This is a genomic window from Acidovorax kalamii (assembly GCF_002245625.1).
Lineage (GTDB): Bacteria > Pseudomonadota > Gammaproteobacteria > Burkholderiales > Burkholderiaceae_C > Acidovorax > Acidovorax kalamii.
Map to the genome: position 1 here is coordinate 961,397 of NZ_NOIG01000004.1, position 19,145 is coordinate 980,541.

General features: G+C 68.0%; 15 protein-coding genes and 1 other RNA gene. 12 read left to right on the forward strand and 4 right to left on the reverse strand.

Annotated elements, in window-relative coordinates; all coding sequences use genetic code 11:
• Positions 1-34 precede the first annotated feature (34 nt).
• A complete protein-coding gene (gene trxA / locus CBY09_RS07505; RefSeq protein ID WP_008906761.1) occupies positions 35-367 on the reverse strand; it encodes a thioredoxin TrxA in 333 nt (110 codons plus the stop codon).
• Positions 368-477: 110 nt separating this feature from the next.
• Here trxA and CBY09_RS07510 point away from each other — a divergent pair, with 110 nt between their 5' ends.
• From CBY09_RS07510 to CBY09_RS07520, 3 genes are all read left to right on the forward strand, one after another.
• Positions 478-3,075 carry a PD-(D/E)XK nuclease family protein gene (locus CBY09_RS07510; RefSeq protein ID WP_094287915.1) on the forward strand — a complete coding sequence of 866 codons (2,598 nt, stop codon included), beginning with the start codon at positions 478-480 and terminating at the stop codon, positions 3,073-3,075.
• Entirely contained in the window at positions 3,072-6,575 is a 3,504-nt protein-coding gene (locus CBY09_RS07515; RefSeq protein WP_094287917.1) for a UvrD-helicase domain-containing protein, read from the forward strand. Before CBY09_RS07510 ends, CBY09_RS07515 begins: the two co-directional genes overlap by 4 nt.
• 94 nt (positions 6,576-6,669) lie before the next feature.
• A complete protein-coding gene (locus CBY09_RS07520) occupies positions 6,670-8,001 on the forward strand; it encodes a TIGR03862 family flavoprotein (protein WP_094287919.1) in 1,332 nt (443 codons plus the stop codon).
• Between the two features lie 83 nt (positions 8,002-8,084).
• On the opposite strand, the gene ffs is transcribed toward CBY09_RS07520, so the two are convergent.
• An RNA gene (gene ffs / locus CBY09_RS07525) (signal recognition particle sRNA small type) lies at positions 8,085-8,181 on the reverse strand.
• Positions 8,182-8,359: 178 nt separating this feature from the next.
• Between ffs and dnaX the strand changes: the two genes are divergently transcribed.
• The 6 genes from dnaX (at position 8,360) to CBY09_RS07555 (ending at position 13,948) form a co-directional block, all read left to right on the forward strand.
• Complete coding sequence (gene dnaX / locus CBY09_RS07530) at positions 8,360-10,417, forward strand: DNA polymerase III subunit gamma/tau (protein WP_094287921.1); 2,058 nt, start codon at positions 8,360-8,362, stop codon at positions 10,415-10,417.
• 253 nt (positions 10,418-10,670) lie between these two features.
• Complete coding sequence (locus tag CBY09_RS07535) at positions 10,671-11,003, forward strand: YbaB/EbfC family nucleoid-associated protein (protein WP_055398201.1); 333 nt, start codon at positions 10,671-10,673, stop codon at positions 11,001-11,003.
• 243 nt (positions 11,004-11,246) lie between these two features.
• Entirely contained in the window at positions 11,247-11,837 is a 591-nt protein-coding gene (gene recR, locus CBY09_RS07540; RefSeq protein ID WP_094287923.1) for a recombination mediator RecR, read from the forward strand.
• Positions 11,838-11,931: 94 nt separating this feature from the next.
• Positions 11,932-12,357: an MAPEG family protein gene (locus CBY09_RS07545; RefSeq protein WP_094287925.1), complete on the forward strand. Its 426-nt coding sequence runs from the start codon at positions 11,932-11,934 to the stop codon at positions 12,355-12,357.
• 171 nt (positions 12,358-12,528) lie between these two features.
• Entirely contained in the window at positions 12,529-13,584 is a 1,056-nt protein-coding gene (locus CBY09_RS07550; protein ID WP_094287927.1) for an ABC transporter substrate-binding protein, read from the forward strand.
• A gap of 211 nt (positions 13,585-13,795) precedes the next feature.
• The gene (locus CBY09_RS07555) at positions 13,796-13,948 is read left to right on the forward strand and encodes a DUF3096 domain-containing protein (protein ID WP_015013605.1); all 153 of its coding nucleotides are present in this window, start codon (positions 13,796-13,798) and stop codon (positions 13,946-13,948) included.
• Between the two features lie 48 nt (positions 13,949-13,996).
• Here CBY09_RS07555 and CBY09_RS07560 read toward each other — a convergent pair whose 3' ends face one another.
• Complete coding sequence (locus CBY09_RS07560; protein ID WP_094287929.1) at positions 13,997-15,505, reverse strand: transglycosylase SLT domain-containing protein; 1,509 nt, start codon at positions 15,503-15,505, stop codon at positions 13,997-13,999.
• Complete coding sequence (gene gloB / locus CBY09_RS07565; RefSeq protein ID WP_094287931.1) at positions 15,502-16,287, reverse strand: hydroxyacylglutathione hydrolase; 786 nt, start codon at positions 16,285-16,287, stop codon at positions 15,502-15,504. The genes CBY09_RS07560 and gloB overlap by 4 nt, the downstream gene beginning before the upstream one ends.
• On the opposite strand from gloB, the gene CBY09_RS07570 reads away from it, so the two are divergent.
• From CBY09_RS07570 to CBY09_RS07580, 3 genes are all read left to right on the forward strand, one after another.
• Positions 16,286-17,137 (forward strand): class I SAM-dependent methyltransferase, encoded by an 852-nt coding sequence (locus CBY09_RS07570; RefSeq protein ID WP_094287933.1) that lies wholly within the window; start codon positions 16,286-16,288, stop codon positions 17,135-17,137. The two genes, gloB and CBY09_RS07570, sit on opposite strands and share 2 nt — an antisense overlap.
• A gap of 80 nt (positions 17,138-17,217) precedes the next feature.
• Positions 17,218-17,667 carry a ribonuclease HI gene (gene rnhA / locus CBY09_RS07575; protein WP_094287935.1) on the forward strand — a complete coding sequence of 150 codons (450 nt, stop codon included), beginning with the start codon at positions 17,218-17,220 and terminating at the stop codon, positions 17,665-17,667.
• Between the two features lie 203 nt (positions 17,668-17,870).
• Positions 17,871-19,145 (forward strand): efflux RND transporter periplasmic adaptor subunit (locus tag CBY09_RS07580; RefSeq protein ID WP_094287937.1); only part of this gene is annotated, 1,275 nt, incomplete at its 3' end.

Genomic DNA, 19,145 nt, shown 5'->3' on the forward strand with positions numbered 1-19,145 from the left:
CCCCGCAGGCAGCGCACCAGCGGGGCTTGGGGGATCAGGCCAGTTGCTGATCGATGAAGGCGGTCAGTTGTGCCTTGCTCATCGCACCGACCTTGGTGGCGGCCAGTTGGCCGTCCTTGAACAGCATCAGGGTGGGGATGCCGCGGATGCCGAACTTGGCGGGGATCTCGCGGTTTTCATCCACATTCATCTTGGCGATCTGCAGCTTGCCCTGGTAGGTGCCTGCGACTTCATCCAGGATGGGGGCAATCATCTTGCAGGGGCCGCACCATTCGGCCCAGTAGTCCACCAGCACGGCGGAGCCGGGTTGGAGCACGTCGGCTTCAAAGCTGGCGTCAGAGACATGTTTGATGAGTTCGCTGGCCATGGCGGAATTCCTTGATCTTGGGCGGGTTGGAACCGGTGTACGTTTAAAGTCAGGGCATTGTGACAGAAACCAATCCCCCATTCACCGGTATGGCCGGGGCTTGCGACGCTATGACTGTCATAGCGAAAAGCGATCAGTGCGCAGGCTGGAGCATGGGCCTGTGGCAGCGCGCATTGGCCCAGGTGGCCGCGCATGCCAGCGCCCAGGGCGCTCACCTAGCACGCACCGTGGTGCTGGTGCCCTACGCGCAGCTCATGCCCTGGGCCCAGCGCCACTGGGCGTTGCAGTTTCCGCAAGGCTTTGCGCCGCGCTTTGAAACCACCCGCAACTGGGCCCGCCAACTGCAGGTGTTTGAGCCTTCGGCCGACGACTTTGCGGGCGACGTGGCGCGCGACACCCTCACGGCCCGCGCGTTGCTCGACCGCGTGGGGCAGGGCGCCCAGCGCGAGATGCTGGCCACGCCCCTGCAAGAAGCCGCCGCCCAGTTGGCCCCCGCCGTGGCCGCTGTGCCCCCCGCGCAGCGCGCCGCCTGGGGCGACGAGGCCCGCAAACTGCTGACCACCGCCGACGAGGGCAGCAGCCTGCATTACGAGGCCCTGGTGGCGCGCCTGGCGCTGGAATGGGTGCTGGCCTCACGCCACGCCACCGATGTGCTGTTCGAGCCCGGTGTGCGCGCGGCGGTGGATGCGCTGGTGGTGCTCGAAGGTTTTCAATCCGACGCGCTGCCCCAGGCCCTGCTGGCCCATTGGGGCGAGCAGGGGGCTTGTGTTGCGCTGCCAGTATTGGTCGATGAAGCTCCCGCGCCGCCAAAACGCGCCCAGCATGCCGCCACCGATGCCGAAGACGAAGCCCACCGCGCCGCTGCCTGCGTGCTGGCCCACGTGCGAGATGGCCGGGTGCCCGTGGCGCTGGCCGCCACCGACCGCGCACTGATCCGCCGCGTGCTCGCCCACCTGGACAGCAGCGGCGTGCTGGTGCGCGATGAAAGTGGCTGGATTCTCTCGACCACACGCGCCGCTTCGCGGGTCATGGCCGCGCTGCAGGCTGCGGCGTGGAACGCTTCATCCAACGCGGTGCTGGACTGGATCAAGCACACCCCTGCGCTGATGCCGGGCGACGTGAATCGGCTGGAGCAATGGCTGCGCAAGGGCGTGGTGCAGCACTGGGCCGCCGCCGCCGCGCGGGATCTGAGCGCGCAGCCCCAGTTGGCTCGCACCGTGGCTACGGTAGAGGCCTGGCGCGAATCCTTGCGCGCCGCGCGCCCGCTGGCGCAGTGGCTGCCCGCCCTGCGCGCCGTGCTGGAGCAAGCCGGCCAGTGGCAAGGCCTGCAGGCCGACCCGGCGGGCATGCGCGTGTCGGCCGCCCTGCGCCTGCAAGACGGCCAGCAGGCCGAGCTGGACGGCTGGGGCGACAGCGCGGGTCGCCGCATGACGCTGGCCGAATTCACCCGCTGGGCCAGGGACGTGCTCGAAGCCGGGCGCTACGTGGCCGCCCAGGCCGCCGATGCGCCCGTGGTCGTGTTGCCGCTGCCCCAGTTGCTTGCCCGCCCCTTTGCCGCCGCCGTGCTGCCGGGCTGCGATGAAAAGCGCCTGCAGGCTGCGCCGGAGCCTGCGGGCGACTGGTCGCAGGCTCAGCGCGAGGCCTGGGGCCTGCCCACACGCCAGTCGCTGGAGGCCGCCCAGCGGGCCGCCTGGGCCCACGCGCTGCGCACGCCCGTGGTGGACGTGCTGTGGCGCACCGGCGATGAGGGCGGCGAGCCCCTGCTGGCCAGCGCCCTGGTGCTGGCCCTGCAACTGGATGGCGCCGCTACACCCGGCACGGACGACCGTGCGGCCCGTGCCGTGGCCGCCACCCCAACGCTGCGTCCCCAGCCCGTGGGCCAGGCGTTGCCGGTGGCGCACCTGTCCTCCACCGCGTATTCCGACCTGCGCCATTGCCCCTACCGCTTCTTTGCACAGCGCCAGCTGGGTCTGCGCGAGGCTGACGAACTGGATGCCGAAGTGGACAAGCGCGACTTTGGCAACTGGCTGCACGCCGTGCTGCAACACTTTCACGAGGCGTTGCTGGCTGAGCCCACCGACCACCCGGACGAGCGCCGCGCCCGCATGGACGCCGCCGCCGAAGCCGTGACCCGCGAGCAACGCCTGCAAGACGGTGACTTTCTGCCCTTCGCCGCAGGCTGGGCGCAACTGCGTGACGGCTACCTGCAATGGCTGGCAGGGCACGAGCAGCGGGGCGCCACCTTCCGCCAGGCCGAGGTCAAGGCCCGCCAGCCGCTGGGCGACTTGGAGCTGGTTGGCACCCTCGACCGAATCGATGGTGTCTCGTCCACTGGCGAGCCCACGGTACTGGTCATTGACTACAAAACCGAAAGCGACAGCGTGACCCGCCAGCGCATCAAGAGCGGAGCGGAGGACACGCAACTGGCCTTCTACGCCGCCCTGCTGAGCCACGACACCCTGCGCGCTGCCTACGTCAACGTGGGCGAGCGCGGTGAAACGAGCATGCACGAGCAGGACGAGGTGGTGCACCTGCGCGATGTGCTCATCGAAGGCATTCAGCACGACATGGCCCGCATTGCCGCCGGGGCTCCGCTGCCCGCGCTGGGCGAGGGCTCGGTGTGCGAGTTTTGCGCCGTGCGGGGCCTGTGCCGCAAAGACATGTGGGCAGACACTGAACAGGCGTTGCCCGCGCAAGAGACGCCATGACCGTCAGCATTTCACAACCCACCCAGGCCGCCTACGAACACAACGGCCGCCCCGTCTCGCGTGAGGCGTTCTACGCCATTGCCTGCGACCCCGCGCGCAGCGTGGCGGTGGAGGCCTGCGCCGGTGCGGGCAAGACCTGGATGCTGGTTTCGCGCATGCTGCGGGCGCTGCTCGACGGCTGCGCGCCGCACGAGATCCTGGCCATCACCTTCACCAAAAAGGCCGCGGGCGAGATGCGCCAGCGCCTGCAAGAATGGTTGGAGCAGTTCAGCCACAAGCCGGTGGAAGAACTGACGGCCGAGCTGATTGCACGCGGAATCAGCCCCCAAGGCGCACTGGACAAGCGCGAGGCGCTACAAAATTTATACCGCCAGTTGCTCGAAGCAGGGCGCCCGGTGCAGATCCGCACCTTCCACAGCTGGTTTGCCGCGCTGTTGGGCACAGCGCCGCTGGCGCTGCTGCAGCAACAGGGCCTGCCCGCGCACTTTGAGCTTCTCGAAGACGATGCCGAGGCCGTGCGCGAGGTCTGGCCCCCGTTCTTGCAGGTCGTGGCCGAAAGCGCCAGCCTGCGTGCCGACTACGAAGCTGTGGTGGCCCGCCACGGCCGCTCGCAAACGCACAAGGCGCTGGCGGCGGCACTGGCCAAGCGGGTGGAATTTGACCTGGCCGACGCGGCAGGCGTGGTGGATGCATCCGTGCCGCCCTTCCAGGAGGCATACCCCGAGCTGGCCGCGTTGGCCGAGCCCGCCGAGGCCCTGCAGACCGAAGCCGCCCTGCAACGCTGGCGCAACCGTGCCAGCGCCCTGGGCGCCGAGGCCAACAAGACCCCCCAGAAGGCGGCCGACGCCATCATTGACGCTCTGGCTTGCCCCGATGTGAATCAGCGGCTCGACATGTTGCGCAAAGCGATATTCGTCGCCAAGGAAGACCGCCTCTCCAAGAACCTGGAGAAATTTCCCCCTGCGCAGGAGGCAGAGCCCGAGTTGCAGCGCCTGCTCACCGCTCGCCGCCAGCACGAGGCCTGGCAGCACCAGCAGCGCATGGCCCGGCTGGCGCGCTGCCTGATTGCGCAGTTTGTGGCCGTCAAGCAGCAGCACGGCTGGGTGGACATGAACGATGTGGAGCGCACGGCCCTGGTCATGCTGGCCGATCCGGTGCTCAGTGGCTGGGTGCAGGAGCGGCTGGACGCGCGCATCCGCCACTTGCTGGTCGATGAGTTCCAGGACACCAACCCGCTGCAGTGGCAGGCACTGCATGCGTGGCTGGCGGGCTATGCGGGCTCGGGCGGCGGGTCTGCCGCGCCCAGCGTGTTCATCGTGGGCGACCCCAAGCAGAGCATCTACCGCTTTCGCCGCGCCGAGCCGCAGGTGTTCATCGCTGCGCAGGCCTTTGTGCGCGACGGGTTGGGCGGCGACCTGCTCAGCTGCGACCACACGCGCCGCAACGCGCAGGGCGTGATTGCCGCCGTCAACGCCGTCATGGGGCAGGCCCAGGCGCAGCACGAGACCAGCGGCTTTCGCGACCACACCACCGAATCCAAGCACCCCGGCCAGCTGCTGCGCCTGCCCGCCATCACCGATGCGGACGACGACAGCCAGGGCGCAGCCCGCGACCCCCTGGCCTGGCGCGACAGCCTGACCGAACCCCGCCACGAGGCCGAAGAAACCCAGCGCATGCGCGAATGCACCCAGGCCGCCGCCTGGGTGGCCGCGCAGATCGCCAGCGGCACCCCACCCAAAGAAGTGCTGGTGCTGGCCCGCAAACGCGACCGCCTGGCCAGCATGCAAGACGCTTTGCGCGCCTTGCACCTGCCCTGCGTGCAGCCTGAAAAGGCGGACCTGTTCGACGCGCCCGAGGTGCAGGACGTTGTGGCGCTGCTCGATGTGCTGGTTTCGCCCACGCACGATCTGTCTTTGGCCCGTGCACTCAAGTCGCCCTTGTTTGGCCTGGGCGACGAGGCCCTGGTGGCCCTGGCCGCGCTGCGCCGTCAGAGCGAGCATGCGAGCAGCAGCTGGTTTTATTTGCTATCAAAAAATGAGCTACTAGGGCATGACCATCAGGCGGTAGGGGCTGTTTTGACCCAATACCAGGCCTGGGTGGATAGCCTGCCGCCGCATGATGCGCTGCATGCCATCTACGAACATGGCGATGTGCTGGCCCGCTTTGCCGCCGCCGCCCCAGTCACCCAGCGCCAGGCAGTGCAGGCCAACTTGCGCGCGCTGCTGGCCGCCGCGCTGCAGCACGATGGCGGCCGCTACCTCACGCCCTATGCGTTTGTGCGGGCCATGAAGAAGGGCGGCGTGCGCGCGCCCGGCCGGGCCGATGCGCAGGCCATTCGCCTGCTGACGGTGCACGGTGCCAAGGGCCTGGAGGCCGACTGCGTGCTGCTGCTCGACACCGATACCCGCCCGCAAAAAGCCGAGACCATGGGCGTGCTGGTGGACTGGCCGGGCGAGCAGCCCGTGCCTGCGGCCTTTGTTTTTCTCGCCAGCGAATCGACCCCCCCGCCCAGCGCCGAAGCCGCGCTGGCTGCTGAGCAGCAGGCCCGCAGCCGCGAAGAACTGAACATGCTCTATGTGGCCATGACGCGTGCCAAGCATTGCTTGGCGCTGTCGTCCGTGTTGCCCAGCAATTCGGCGCCGGGCAGTTGGTGGAACCGGCTGGCACCACTGGTGACCGGGGTGGACGCGGGCGCGGCCCCTGCGCCTTCCGCCGGAGCCGGGGCAACCCCCGACACCTTCACCATCGCCGCGCTGAAACCCTTGCCCGAGGCCCTGCAAAGCGCCCGCACCCAACCGGGTGCAGCAGCCGCCGACCCCAGTGGCGCCACGCCCGTGGCCATGCCCGGCGATGGCGACTCCACGCCGCTGTCCCGCCAGGGCGACGCCATGCACCAGCTGCTGGAGCAGGCCGGTGTGGCCGGTTCCCCGCTGGCCGACCTCCGCGCCAACGGCTGGCCCGCCGCACGCATCGCCCGGCTGGCCAGCGACCACGACATCACCCCCGTCGCCGCCGAGCTGGCCGCGCACATGGCCCAGGGCATCCTGGCCGGGGAGGGCGCCTGGGCCTGGGACCCGGCCCAGGTACAGACCGCCATCAACGAAGCCCCGCTGCACTACCAGGGCCAGAGCCTGCGAATCGACCGCCTGGTGTTGCGCCGCGCGGCGTATGCCGACGACGCAGCGGCAGGCTGGTGGGTGCTGGATTACAAAAGCGCCGCCCAGCCCCAGCGCCAGCAGGCGCTGGTGGCGCAACTGCAGCGCTACCGCGAAGCCGTTTCGGTTCTGATGCCGGGCGAGGCGGTGTACGCCGCCTTTCTCACGGGCGATGGGCGCTTAGTGCCCGTGGGCGAAGTGCCCGGTGCGGCAGGGGCATCGGCAGCCCAGGTGCCTGCGGTGGGGCATACTCTCGCCCCCGCTGCGCCGGTTGTCCCTGCAAAGCCAGAGCGTGCCCGCGCCGCGCCGGGGCCTGCGGATTCTCCGCAAGGCTCCTTGTTCTGACGGGTCCTTACGCCCCCAGGCAGCGCAGCGCTCTCCCTCTTTTTAGCAAGGCCCTTCTGTGTCCCACATCCTTCCTCCTTCCGATGCTCCCACCTTGTCTGCGGAACCGTTGCAGTGCGATGTGGCCGTCGTCGGCGGCGGTCCAGCGGGCCTGATGGCCGCCGAGGTGCTGGCCCAGGCGGGTGTGGCCGTGCATGTGTTCGACGCCATGCCGTCGGTGGGGCGCAAATTTCTGCTGGCGGGCAAAGGCGGGCTCAACCTCACCCATTCCGAGCCGCACGAGCCCTTTGTGGGGCGTTATGCGGAGCGCGAGCAGCAGATCGAGCCGCTGGTCCGCGCCTTTGGCGGCCCCGAACTGCGTGCCTGGGCGCAGGGGCTGGGGGTGGAGACCTTTGTGGGCACCTCGGGCCGTGTGTTCCCCGCCGACATGAAGGCCGCGCCGCTGCTGCGCGTCTGGCTGCAGCGCTTGCGCGGGCAGGGGGTGCTGTTCCACATGCGCCACCGCTGGCTGGGCTGGGCCGAGGAGGGTGCGCTGCGCTTTGCCGCACCGGCAGGCGAGGTGCGGGTGGCCGCCAAGGCCGTAGTGCTCGCGCTGGGCGGCGGCAGCTGGGCACGTCTGGGGTCGGATGGTGCCTGGGTGCCGCTGCTGGCGCAGCGCGGGGTGGCGGTGGCGCCGCTGCGCCCGTCCAACTGCGGTTTTGATGTGCTGCGCGCCGATGCACCTGTGGGCGAAACGCGCCGCGCCTTTCTGCAAGAGCTGCTGGGCCGCACGCCCGCGCCCACGGTGGGCTGGACGCCGCATTTTTCCGAGAAGTTTGTGGGCCAGCCCTTCAAGACCGTGGTGCTCAGCTTCACCGACAGCCAGGGCCGCAGCTTCAGCCGCCGGGGCGAGTTTGTGGTCACCGCCACGGGGGTGGAGGGCAGCCTGGTCTATGCCGTATCGCACCTGCTGCGCGACGAGGTGCAGGCCCATGGCCACGCCACCTTCTACCTGGACCTATTGCCCGACCACAGCCCCGAGTGTGTGCTGGTGGAAGTGCGCCACCCGCGCGGATCACGCTCACTCTCCAGCCACCTCAAGAGCCGCCTGGGCCTGGACGGCATCAAGGCGGGCATCCTGTATGAGCACCTGGGCAAGGACGGCATGAACGACCCCGTGGCCCTGGCCCACGCGATCAAGGCCTTGCCGATCACCGTGGTGGCTGCGCGCCCGCTGGACGAAGCCATCAGCACGGCGGGTGGCGTGGCGTTTGAGGCGCTGGACGCGCACCTCATGGCCACGGCCTTGCCGGGCGTGTTCTGCGCGGGCGAAATGCTGGACTGGGAGGCGCCCACGGGGGGTTACCTGCTCACCGCCAGCATGGCCAGCGGCCGTGTAGCGGGCGAGGGGGCGCTGCGCTGGCTGGGGCAGTCGTCAGGGGCCTGAGCGGTCGCTGAAGCGCACGGCGCGCGATGGAAATACTGGAGAAAGGGGAGTTTTTTGCGCGACCACGCAAAAAGAAAGAAGAAGTTGACGAGCCTTACCCCCGGCACTGACTCCACAGTTAGGGCTGCTTGGTTCCCCACCTGACCCGGTTGGCCGCTTCACCATGCGAGGAGGCCCGTCAGTTCGCATTCTACCCCCTGAACGGCTGCGCCGTTTCCCCCTTCTCTCGAATTGCTGCGCAATTCGGGAAGGGGGACGACACCAGCGCGGCGGGGCGGCCCTTGCGCGGTGTCCCTGGTGGGGAGCGTGCCGTTATCGAAGGGCGGGGGCACTTGGTTGGGCCCTAGAATCACCCCCCATGTCCTACCTCGTGCTCGCCCGCAAGTACCGCCCCCGCAATTTCACCGAGATGGTGGGGCAGGAGCATGTGGTCCAGGCCCTGTCGAATGCGCTGACCCAGCAGCGCCTGCACCACGCCTACCTGTTCACTGGCACGCGCGGCGTGGGCAAGACCACGGTGTCGCGCATTCTGGCCAAGTCGCTCAACTGCCAGGGGCCTGACGGGCAGGGCGGGATCACCGCCACGCCCTGCGGCGTGTGCCAGGCCTGCACCGACATCGACAGCGGCCGGTTTGTGGACTACACCGAGCTGGACGCGGCCTCCAACCGGGGCGTGGACGAGGTGCAGAGCCTGCTGGAGCAGGCGGTCTACAAACCGGTGCAGGGGCGCTTCAAGGTCTTCATGATCGACGAAGTGCACATGCTCACGAACACGGCGTTCAACGCCATGCTCAAGACGCTGGAAGAGCCGCCCGAATACCTCAAGTTTGTGCTCGCCACGACCGACCCGCAGAAGGTGCCGGTCACGGTGCTGAGTCGTTGCCTGCAGTTCAACCTGCGCCCCATGGCGCCCGAAACCGTGCTTTCGCACCTCACGCAGGTGCTGGCAACCGAGAACGTGCCCGCCGAGCCGCAGGCGCTGCGTCTGCTGTCGCGCGCTGCGCGCGGCTCCATGCGCGATGCGCTCTCGCTCACCGACCAGGCCATCGCCTTCGGCAGCGGCCAGCTGCAGGAAGCCGGTGTGCGCCAGATGCTGGGTGCGGTGGACCGCTCCTATGTGTTCCGCCTCATCGAAGCGTTGGCCCAGGGCGATGGGAAGACCGTGGTCGAAACCTCGGACGCACTGCGCATGAACGGCCTGTCCGCTGCGTCCACGCTCGAAGAGATGAGCGCAGTGCTGCAGCGCATGGCTGTGTTCCAGGCCGTGCCGCAGATGGCCGGTGCGGTGGATGCCGACGACCCCGAGGCTGCCGAAACAGCCCGCCTGGCGGCGCTGATGCCCGCCGACGAAACCCAGCTGCTCTACAGCCTGTGCCTGCACGGTCGCGGCGAGTTGGGCCTGGCGCCTGATGAGTACGCGGCGCTGACCATGGTGCTGCTGCGCCTGCTGGCTTTCAAGCCTGCGGGCGGTGTGGGCGGCGCTGGCGAATCGGCTGAAAAAAAAACTCTGACGCGGCCTGAAACTGCATCCACAGGGGCTTCTGCGGCGTCTGCACCGGCCCCCCTGGCGGCGCCTGCAGCGCCGATTCCCCCGGCTGCGCCTCTGGTCGCCGCCGTCCCGGTGGCTCAGCCCACACCGGCGATGCCCGTGCCACCTGCTGTGGCCCCTGTTGCGGCATCTGCCATGCCGACCCCCGCCCCCACAACAGCGGCCGTGTCGGCGCTCGATGATGGCGCTCCGGGCTTTGACGACGCCTCTTCCTCCGAGCCTCCGCCCTGGCCCGGGTCGGAGGACGATGCAGGTCCTGCAGCCGGTGCGCTGATTGCACCTACGGCGCCCGCCGCCGTCACGGCGCTGCCCGTGCGCCAGGCGCGAAATTTTGAACAAAACCAGGCCCCTGCGCTTACTCAGCAAGCGCAGGGTGCTCCTGAATTCGTAGCAATTCCCGTGCGCGTAGCCCCCGAGCCCGGTGCGCGTTTGCAGCCAGCCCCCCATTCGGCTCCTGTGCCCGCGTCGGCCCGGTATACACCCACCGAGGAGGGCGACGTCTGGCATGCCACGGTGCAGCAGATGGTCGCGGCCGAGGCCATCAACGCCCTGGTGCGGGAGCTGGCCCTGCAGTCGCAGCTGGTGGCGCGCGATGGTGGCCACTGGCTGCTGCGCGTGGAGCGCGAGTCGCTCAACCAGCCCACCGCCCGCGAGCGCCTGCGCGCCGCGCTGGAGGCGGCAGGCCATGCCACCCAGATCAGCGTGGAGGTGGGCGTGGTCATTGACAGCCCCGCCCGCCGCAACGCCGCTGCCGCGGCCGAGCGCCAGCGCCGCGCCGAGGAAATCGTGCACAACGACCCCTTCGTGCAATCGCTGATGCGTGACTACGGCGCGAGAATCGTGCCGGGCAGCATAAAACCCGCGTGAAATGGAGCACCCCCTGAGTCGCCTTTGGCGCCTTCCCCCTCTCTCGCTTCGCGGGAGGGGGACGCTCCCAGCGCACGCAAGCGAAGCGCCGCCTACGCGGCTTGGCGGCCCTTGCGCGGGAGCACTGGTCAGGGCTGCGGCAGTTTCGACGGCCACTAACGGTGCAAAGCACAATACCGTGAATTTCGGACACTGAATTTCAGTCCCTTCGTGGGAATCGATCAACCAGAAAGAAAGCAAAGGAAACCACACCATGTTCAACAAAGGACAACTCGCCGGCCTCATGAAGCAAGCCCAGGCCATGCAGGACAACCTCAAGAAGGCGCAGGACGAACTGGCCTTCATCGAGGTGGAGGGTGAATCGGGCGCGGGCCTGGTGAAGGTGGTGATGACCTGCAAGCACGACGTCAAGCGCATCACCATCGATCCCAGCCTGCTGGCGGAAGACAAGGACATGCTGGAAGACCTGGTGGCGGCCGCGTTCAATGCGGCAGTGCGCAAGGCCGAGGAGACTTCGTCGGAGAAGATGGGCAAGCTCACGCAAGGCATGCCAGGCCTCCCCGGCGGCATGAAATTCCCTTTCTGATACTGGCTACCAAGCGGGCCATCTGCGTCGTTGGGCGGTGCTCGCCATCCTCGCGTACTTCAAGTACGTTCCGGTGGCTGTGCTCCGTCCGCCTAGCAGCTGATCCCGCTCGCTACGCCCTTGAGGGCGGGGTGTGAAGGCAAGGACCACATGCCTGTTGTTTTTGCCTGCATCCGTTCGGGCTGAGCTTGTCGAAGCCTTGCCCAGCTCGTTCCTCACATCTTTCCTGCATCGCTCGTTTCCATGTCCACCACCAATTCCCTCGACGTTCTGATCCAGGCGCTGCGCCGGTTGCCGGGGGTGGGGGTGAAGTCTGCGCAGCGCATGGCGTTTCATCTGCTGCAGCACGACCGCGAGGGGGCGCTGGCCCTGTCGCGGGCGCTTTCGGAGGCGGTGGGCACGGTGCACCACTGTGCGCGTTGTCACACGTTCACCGAGGCCGAGGTGTGCAGCACCTGCCTGGACCCGGAGCGTGATGCCACACGGCTGTGTGTGGTCGAAACGCCTGCGGACCAGTCCGCCATGGAGCGTACCGGGGCCTTCAAGGGACTGTACTTCGTGCTCATGGGGCGGCTCAGCCCGCTGGACGGGGTGGGGCCCAAGGACATCGGGCTGCAGAAGCTAATGGAGCGGGCCACCGGTGGCGAGGTGCAGGAGGTGATCCTGGCCACCAATTTCAACGCCGAAGGCGAGGCCACGGCCCATGTGATCAGCGAGGCCCTTAAGAGCCGGGGCGTGCATGTCACGCGCCTTGCACGCGGGGTGCCTGTGGGTAGCGAGCTGGAGTACGTGGACCTGGGCACCATTGCGCATGCACTGGTGGACCGCCGGTGACAGCGCCGCATCGGGGTGCCCACTAGAATACTCACAATTTAATAGCTGCTCGCGCTTGTCCAACAGGCGGTAGCGGCCAAAGAGAGTCGCAAAAATGAATACCACCATGCATGTTGCCCGGTTCACCGCTGCCTATTGGTGCGTGCTGATTGCCGCACTGCTGCCCATGGGCTGCGCCTGGCTGGCCAAGAGCGGCAGCCTGGGCAAGTCGCGCAAAGACGGCGGGTTTGACAACCATGACCCGCGCGCCTGGATGGCCCGGCAGACCGACTGGCGGGCGCGGGCCAACGCGGCGCAGGCCAACAGTTTTGAAGCCCTGCCGTTTTTTATCGGTGCAGTGATCATTGCCCATCTGCTGGGCGCCGGGCAGACGCTGCTCGACATGCTGGCGCTGCTGTTTGTGTTGCTGCGCATCTTCTACGTGATGATGTACGTTGCAGACATGCCCACGGCCCGCAGTGCCGTGTGGGCGGCAGGATTCCTGGTCAACGTGGCGATTCTTTTCATCGGTTACCGCTGACCCTGGCGTGGGCCCAGGCAGGCCGACGCACCCAAGGGGTGCATCGCAGCAAGAGCCCTTCCACATCATTTTTTTGCTTACGTAGAAACCCGCAGGGAATCTCCCTGATGCGGCCTGCCCCCCTTCGGGGCACGATTGTTGCAATGCAGCATTGTCTTTTTGCCTGACTCCATGCCCCAGTCTCTGATCACCCGCCGTGCCTTTGGCACCGTGTCCGCCGTCTCGGTGGCTGCGGTGTGTGCGCCTGCGCTGGTGCGGGCGCAGACCGATGGGGCCATGCTGGGGCGCGTCACGGTGGCGGTGGGGGGGCAGGGGGTGCTTTACCACCTGCCGCTGGCGCTGGCAGATGCACTGGGCTACTTCAGGGTGGAAGGGCTGGAGGTGGTGGTGCGCGATTTTGCGGCAGGTGCGCTCGCGCAGCAGGCCGTGCAGGAGGGGGCGGCCGATGTCTGCTCGGGGGCTTTCGAGCATGTGCTGCGCGCCCACGTGCGGGGCCAGTCCTACCGTGCGCTGGTGCTGCAAGGGCGTGCGCCCCAATTGGCCCTGGGGGTGTCGCTGCGCTCGCTGCCTGCCTACAAGGACCTGGGCGATCTGGCGGGGCGGCGCATCGGTGTGTCGTCGGTTGGCTCATCCACCCACCTGGCGGCGAGCCTGATGCTGGTGCGTGCGGGCCTGTCGCCCCGGGACGTGGCGTTTGTGGGCGTGGGTTCGGGCACCAACGCGATGAATGCGCTGCGCTCGGGCCAGGTGCATGCGCTGTGCCATGCCGACCCGATCATGACGCTGCTGGAGCAGAAGGCCGACACGCGCATCGTGGGCGACCTGCGTTCGCTCAAAGCCGCGCAGGAGCTGGTAGGCAGTGGCACCCTGCCTGCGGGCAGCCTGTATGCGCCCCAGTCGTTTTTGCAAAAGCAGCCTGCCCAGGCCCAGGCGCTGGTCAACGGCATCGTGCATGCGCTCAAGTGGCTGCAGACGGCGGGGCCGGCCGACCTCGTCAAGGCGGTGCCTGCTGCATATTTGATGGGCGATCGGGGGCTGTACCTGGCGGCCTTTGGCCGCGTGCGCGAAACCTTTTCGCCCAACGGCCTGATGCCGGACGACGGTCCGGCCACGGCGTTGCGCATACTGGCGCGCGTGCAGCCCGAGCTGGCCGAAGCCAAGGTAGAGCTGGCACGCACCTACACCAACGACCTGGTGCGCAAGGCGCGCCAGAAGTACAGCGTCTGACCCCAGCGCCCTGCGTTTCGGGCCGCCATGGTGCGGTCTGCGGAATGGGGCTTTTGTACCGGGGGAGTCGCCCGAAACAGGGGCTGGTTTGGACTACAGTGCAGGGGCGTTTGCCAAGGTGCAATCACCGGCGCGTCCCAAGGCAGTTGCGGCCAGTTCACCTGGCCCTTTGTCCCTTCACACCCTCATTGATTTTTCCAAGGACTGACCCATGTCGCTGAGCCTCAGCATCGGCCCGCTTGTTTCCCTGATCGCAGGCATCCTCATTCTGGTGATGCCGCGCCTGCTCAGCACCATCGTGGCGCTGTACCTCATCATCATGGGCATCCTGGGGCTGCTGGGGATGCACACGCTCCGGTTCTAAGCTTCGCCCGGCGGGGTGGCCCATGCCGCCAGGGGCCGCCCTTCGCCATCAACGGCGTTTGACCTTGGAAGGGGTACCGCCCTTGCGGGCGGGGGCGCTTGCGGCGCGTTTGCTGGCGGCTCCGCGGGTATTGGCCTGCGCTTGCCGCACAGGCAGGTACACCACCACCTGCTGCCCCACCTTGAACGCGGCATTGGCGCGCACATCGTTCCAGTCAGCCACGTTGGCGGCGGTGAGCTTGTAGCGCCGTGCAATGCTGGCCACGGTTTCGCCCTTGCCAGCGCGCACCGTGGTGCGGCGGGTGACGATCTCGGGTGTCAGCGCCACCTGCCCGTTGTCGGCAAGGTGCGAAGACACATCCTGCCTTGTGGTGTTGGCGCGCGGCACCATCAGGGCCGAGCCCGCCTTGATCAGCATGCGTGGCGGGATGTTGTTCATGCTGCGCAGGTCGGCCTCGCTCATGCCCACGCGCTGCGCGGCCTCCGCCACGCTCATGGTGGTGGGCACGGACCACACGGTCCAGCTCGCGTACTGGCCCTCGCGGCGGGCTTCGAGGTTGCGCTGGAAGACCTTGGCGTTGTCCCAGGGCAGCAGGATCTGGGGCGTGCCCGCCGCCAGGATCACGGGGCGCTTGTAGGAAGGGTTCAGCGCGCGGAAGTCTTCCTCGCGGATGCCTGCGAGCTGGGCCACCAGGGCCACGTCGATGTCGTGCGTGATGTCCACCGTCTGGAAGTACGGGTGGTTCTCGATGAGCGGCAGCTCGGTGCGGAAGGCATCCGGGTTGGCCACGATGTTCTTCACGGCCTGCAGCTTGGGCACATACATGCGGGTCTCGGCGGGCATGTTGAGGTCGGTGTAGCTGGTGCCCAGGCCTTGCTTCTGGTTGCGCGCGATGGCCCGGCCCACGCTGCCCTCGCCCCAGTTGTAGGCTGCCAGGGCCAGGTGCCAGTCGCCGAACATGTTGTAGAGCTTCTGCAGGTAGTCGAGCGCTGCGCGCGTGGACGCGAGCACATCGCGGCGGTCATCGCGGAAAGCGTTCTGCTTGAGGTCGAAGTAGTTGCCCGTGGCGGGCATGAACTGCCACATGCCCGCCGCCTTGGCGCTGGACACGGCCTGGGGGTTGAACGCGCTCTCGATATAGGGCAGCAGGGCCAGCTCGGTGGGCATGCCACGCCGCTCCAGCTCTTCAACAATGTGGAACAGGTATTTGCTGGAGCGCTCGGTCATGCGCTGCATGTAGTCGGGGCGGGTGGCGTACCACTGCTCGCGGTCCTGCACCAGCTCGTGCTGCAGGTCGGGCATGGCAAAGCCGCGCCGGATGCGGTCCCACAGGTCGGCCGGAGCCGACAGCGAGGCCACTTCGCCGCTGCTGGCCTGGGCGGCCGTGATCGGCTTGAGTGGCCCGTTGGGAATCAGGGGGGTATGGGTGGAAGAGCGTGCAGTGCTGGGGATGGTTTTGGTGTCGGGGTCAGCCTGGTCGGGCGAGGGGCCCCCGGTGGTGGCGCAGCCTGTGAGCCAGAGCAGGCCCGCCAGGCAGGCGATGTGCAGAATTTTCATCGGAATTCGTTCTTCCATTGGCGCAGGGCGGCCAGCACCGCCACGGCATCGTTTTCAGGCACCTGCGCGTCGTGGTCCCGGGCGGCCTGGGCCACCGTGGGTTGCCTGACGCGCAGGAAAGGGTTGATGTCCCGCTCCAGGTCCATGCGGGACGGCAGCGTGGGCTGCTGCTGTGCCCGCAGGGCCTCGCATTGGCTGCTGTAGTGGAGCAGGGCGGCGTTGCCAGGTTCCACAGCCCGCGCAAATTTCAGGTTGGAGAGGGTGTATTCGTGGGTGCAGCACACGCGGGTGTTCCCGGGCAGGGCGGCCAGCTGGTCCAGCGAGTCCAGCATCTGCGCGGGCGTGCCCTCGAACAGGCGGCCGCAGCCACCGGAGAACAGGGTGTCGCCGCAGAACAGCAGGGGCGCGCCGTCCATGGCCTCGCAGTAGTAGGCGATGTGGCCCGCAGTGTGACCGGGCACATCGATCACCGTGAAACGCAGGCCCAGCACATCGGTCCCTTCCACCACATCGCCGTGCGCCAGGCGGACCAGGGGCTCGGGAATGCGCTCGCGCGCCGGGCCGTAGACCCGTGCGCCAGTGGCTTCGCGCAAGGTATCCACGCCGCCGACATGATCGGCATGGTGGTGCGTGACTAGAATGGCCTGCAAGCCCAGGCCCAGTGTGTCCAGGGCCTGCACCACGGGTGCTGCGTCGCCCGGGTCCACAACGATCGCCTGGCGGCCGTCGTGCAGCATCCAGATGTAGTTGTCGGTAAAGGCGGGCAGCGGCAGCAAGTTCATGAGCGATCAAATTATAGGTTTGCACCACTGGTTCGATTCCCCGCCGGGCCGGTACCTGCTGGCGTGGGAGCAGGCGCGCTTTGACGAGGCCGTGGTGGACATTTTTGGCTACCACAGCCTGCAACTGGGCATGCCTCTGCTGGACGGCCTGCGCGCCAACCGCATGCCCTACCAGTGGCTGGCACTGGGGCAGGAGGCGGTGCTGGGCCCTATTGCGTATGCGCAAGCGGGTGACGAAGGGGGCGCCCCTTTGCGACAGCACACCGTGGACCTGCTCGCCGAGTCTGTGGCCCTGCCGTTTGCCGATGCGAGCCTGGACCTCATCGTGTTGCCCCATACCCTGGAGCTGAGTATCGACCCCCATGCCACGCTGCGCGAAGTGGAGCGGGTGCTGATGCCCGAGGGGCGTGTGGTCATCAGCGGGCTCAACCCCACCAGCCTGTGGGGCCTGCGCCAGCGGCGGGCGCGGCTGTACCAGCGCATGGGGCGGGGCACCCTGTATTTGCCCGATGTGGGCGAGTTCATTGGCTACCGGCGCCTTCGGGACTGGCTCAGGCTTTTGAGCTTCGAGGTCGAATCGGCCCGTTTTGGCTGTTATCGTCCCGCGGTGCGCAGCGCCCAGTGGCTGGAGCGCTTTGGCTGGATGGACCCTCTGGGAGAGCGCTGGTGGCCCATCCTGGGCGCGGCCTACTTTCTGGTGGCGGTCAAGCGGGTGCATGGCATGCGCCTGCTGGAGCCCGCATGGCGCAACCAGCGCCAGCGGTCTGCCGCCACGGTGCCTGTGGCCAACCGGGCGGGCGGCCGGGTGCCCGCCGCCCATGTGTCCCCGGTCCGGCGCGACCGAACATAGACAATCCCCCACCGGCCGCCACGGAGCCCCTTGACCGGGCCCTGGTGGCCATGACTGAACTACGAGAGCAGGAACACAGTTTGAACCAGGTAGAGATATACACAGATGGCGCCTGCAAGGGCAACCCGGGCCCCGGCGGATGGGGGGTGCTGCTGCGCGCCGGGCAGGTCGAGAAGGAGCTGTTTGGCGGTGAGCTGGGCACTACCAACAACCGCATGGAACTGATGGCCGTGATCGAGGCGCTGTCGGCCCTCAAGCGCCCCTGTGCGGTGACGCTGTTCCTGGACAGCGAATATGTGCGCAAGGGCATCACCGAGTGGATCCATGGCTGGAAGGCCAAGGGCTGGCGCACCGCCTCCAAGCAGCCCGTCAAGAACGTCGAACTGTGGCAGCGGCTGGATGCCTTGGTGAGCACCGGCGGCCACCGCATCGAGTGGCGCTGGGTCAAGGGCCACTCGGGCGATCCGGGCAACGAGCGCGCCGATGCGCTGGCCAACCGGGGCGTGGACAAGGCCCTGGGGCGCGGATGACCTCGGCGCGGGTTCGGTACCGTAAAAGAGTGCATAGGCGCAGCCACCAGCCCCTTCGGGGGCTTTTTTGTTTTTGGGCGTGTAAAGCCTGCGTAAAACCGCCGCAATTGACCTTGGGGTCTTGCCAAAGTTGGCTGCAGCACAAGACACGCACTGATACATTGTTCGATTGCATTCCCCACACCACCTGGTTTCACTGACCCATGGCGTCCAAGAACAAGTTCATCGTTTTCGCTGTCATCGGCATTGCCGCCGCCTCGGGGGCCGCCTGGTGGCTCCAGAAACCTGCGCAGCCTGCGCGCACCGATGTGTCTGCGGTCGCTGGTGGGGGGGCGCCAGCGGGTGGGGCTGCGCGGGGTGCCAGCGCTGCAGGTGGCGCCGGTGGTGCGGGCCGCCCCGTGGCGGTAGAGGCCGTGGCCGTGCGGCAGATGGCCCTGCGCGACGACGCCGAGGCCGTGGGCAGCCTGCGGTCGCGCCAGAGCGTGATGCTGCGGCCCGAGGTGGGGGGGCGCATCACGCAGCTCAACTTCCGCGACGGCCAGCGCGTGCGGCGCGGGCAGGTGCTGGTGCAGTTTGACGACCAGCTGCCCCGTGCGCAGATCCAGCAAAGCCAGGCGGAGCTGTCCATCGCCCAGGCCAACCACAAGCGCAACCAGGAGCTGGTGGCCCAGGGCTTCATCAGCCAGCGCTCGGTGGATGAAAGCGCGGCCAACCTGGAGGTGGCGCAGGCCAAGCTGGCCCTGGCGCAGGCCACCGCCCAGCGCCTCAAGATCGTGGCCCCCTTCGATGGCATTGCGGGCATCCGGGGTGTGAACGTGGGCGACTACCTCAAGGACGGCGCCGACATCGTCAACATTGAAGACCTGGACGCCGTCTATGTGGACTTCCGCCTGCCCGAGCGCCTGCAAAGCAAGGCACGCACCGGCCAGACCGCCCAGGTGGCGTTTGATGCGCTGCCCGGCGTGCGCTACGCCGCCGTGGTGCAGGCCATCAGCCCGCAGATCGATGCCGACGGCCGGGCCATTGCGGTGCGTGGCTGCATCGACAACCGCCGCCTGCAACTGCGCCCGGGCATGTTCGCCCGCGTGACGGCTGTGTTTGCAGAGCGCAGCGATGCGCGTGTGGTGCCTGAAGAAGCCATCGTGCCCGATGGCAACAGCCCCTATGTGCTGAAGATTGTGGAAGGCAAGGAACCCGGTACCCGCGTGACGCGCCGCACACCCGTGCAACTGGGCGCCCGCGCGCCGGGCCTGGTGGAGGTGGTCGAGGGGCTGAATGCGGGCGACCTGGTGGTCACCGCCGGTCAGCAGCGCATCCGCAAGGACGGCACCGAGGTGCGGGTGGTGGAGCTGGGCAAGCAGGGCGCCGGTGCTGCGCCCTCCGCCGCGCGCCCGGCCTCGGGCCCTCGGGGGGGCAGTGCGGCGGGCGTGGCCGATGCGCCTGCGGCGGGCGCATCGGGTGCGGCCGTTGTGGCGGCC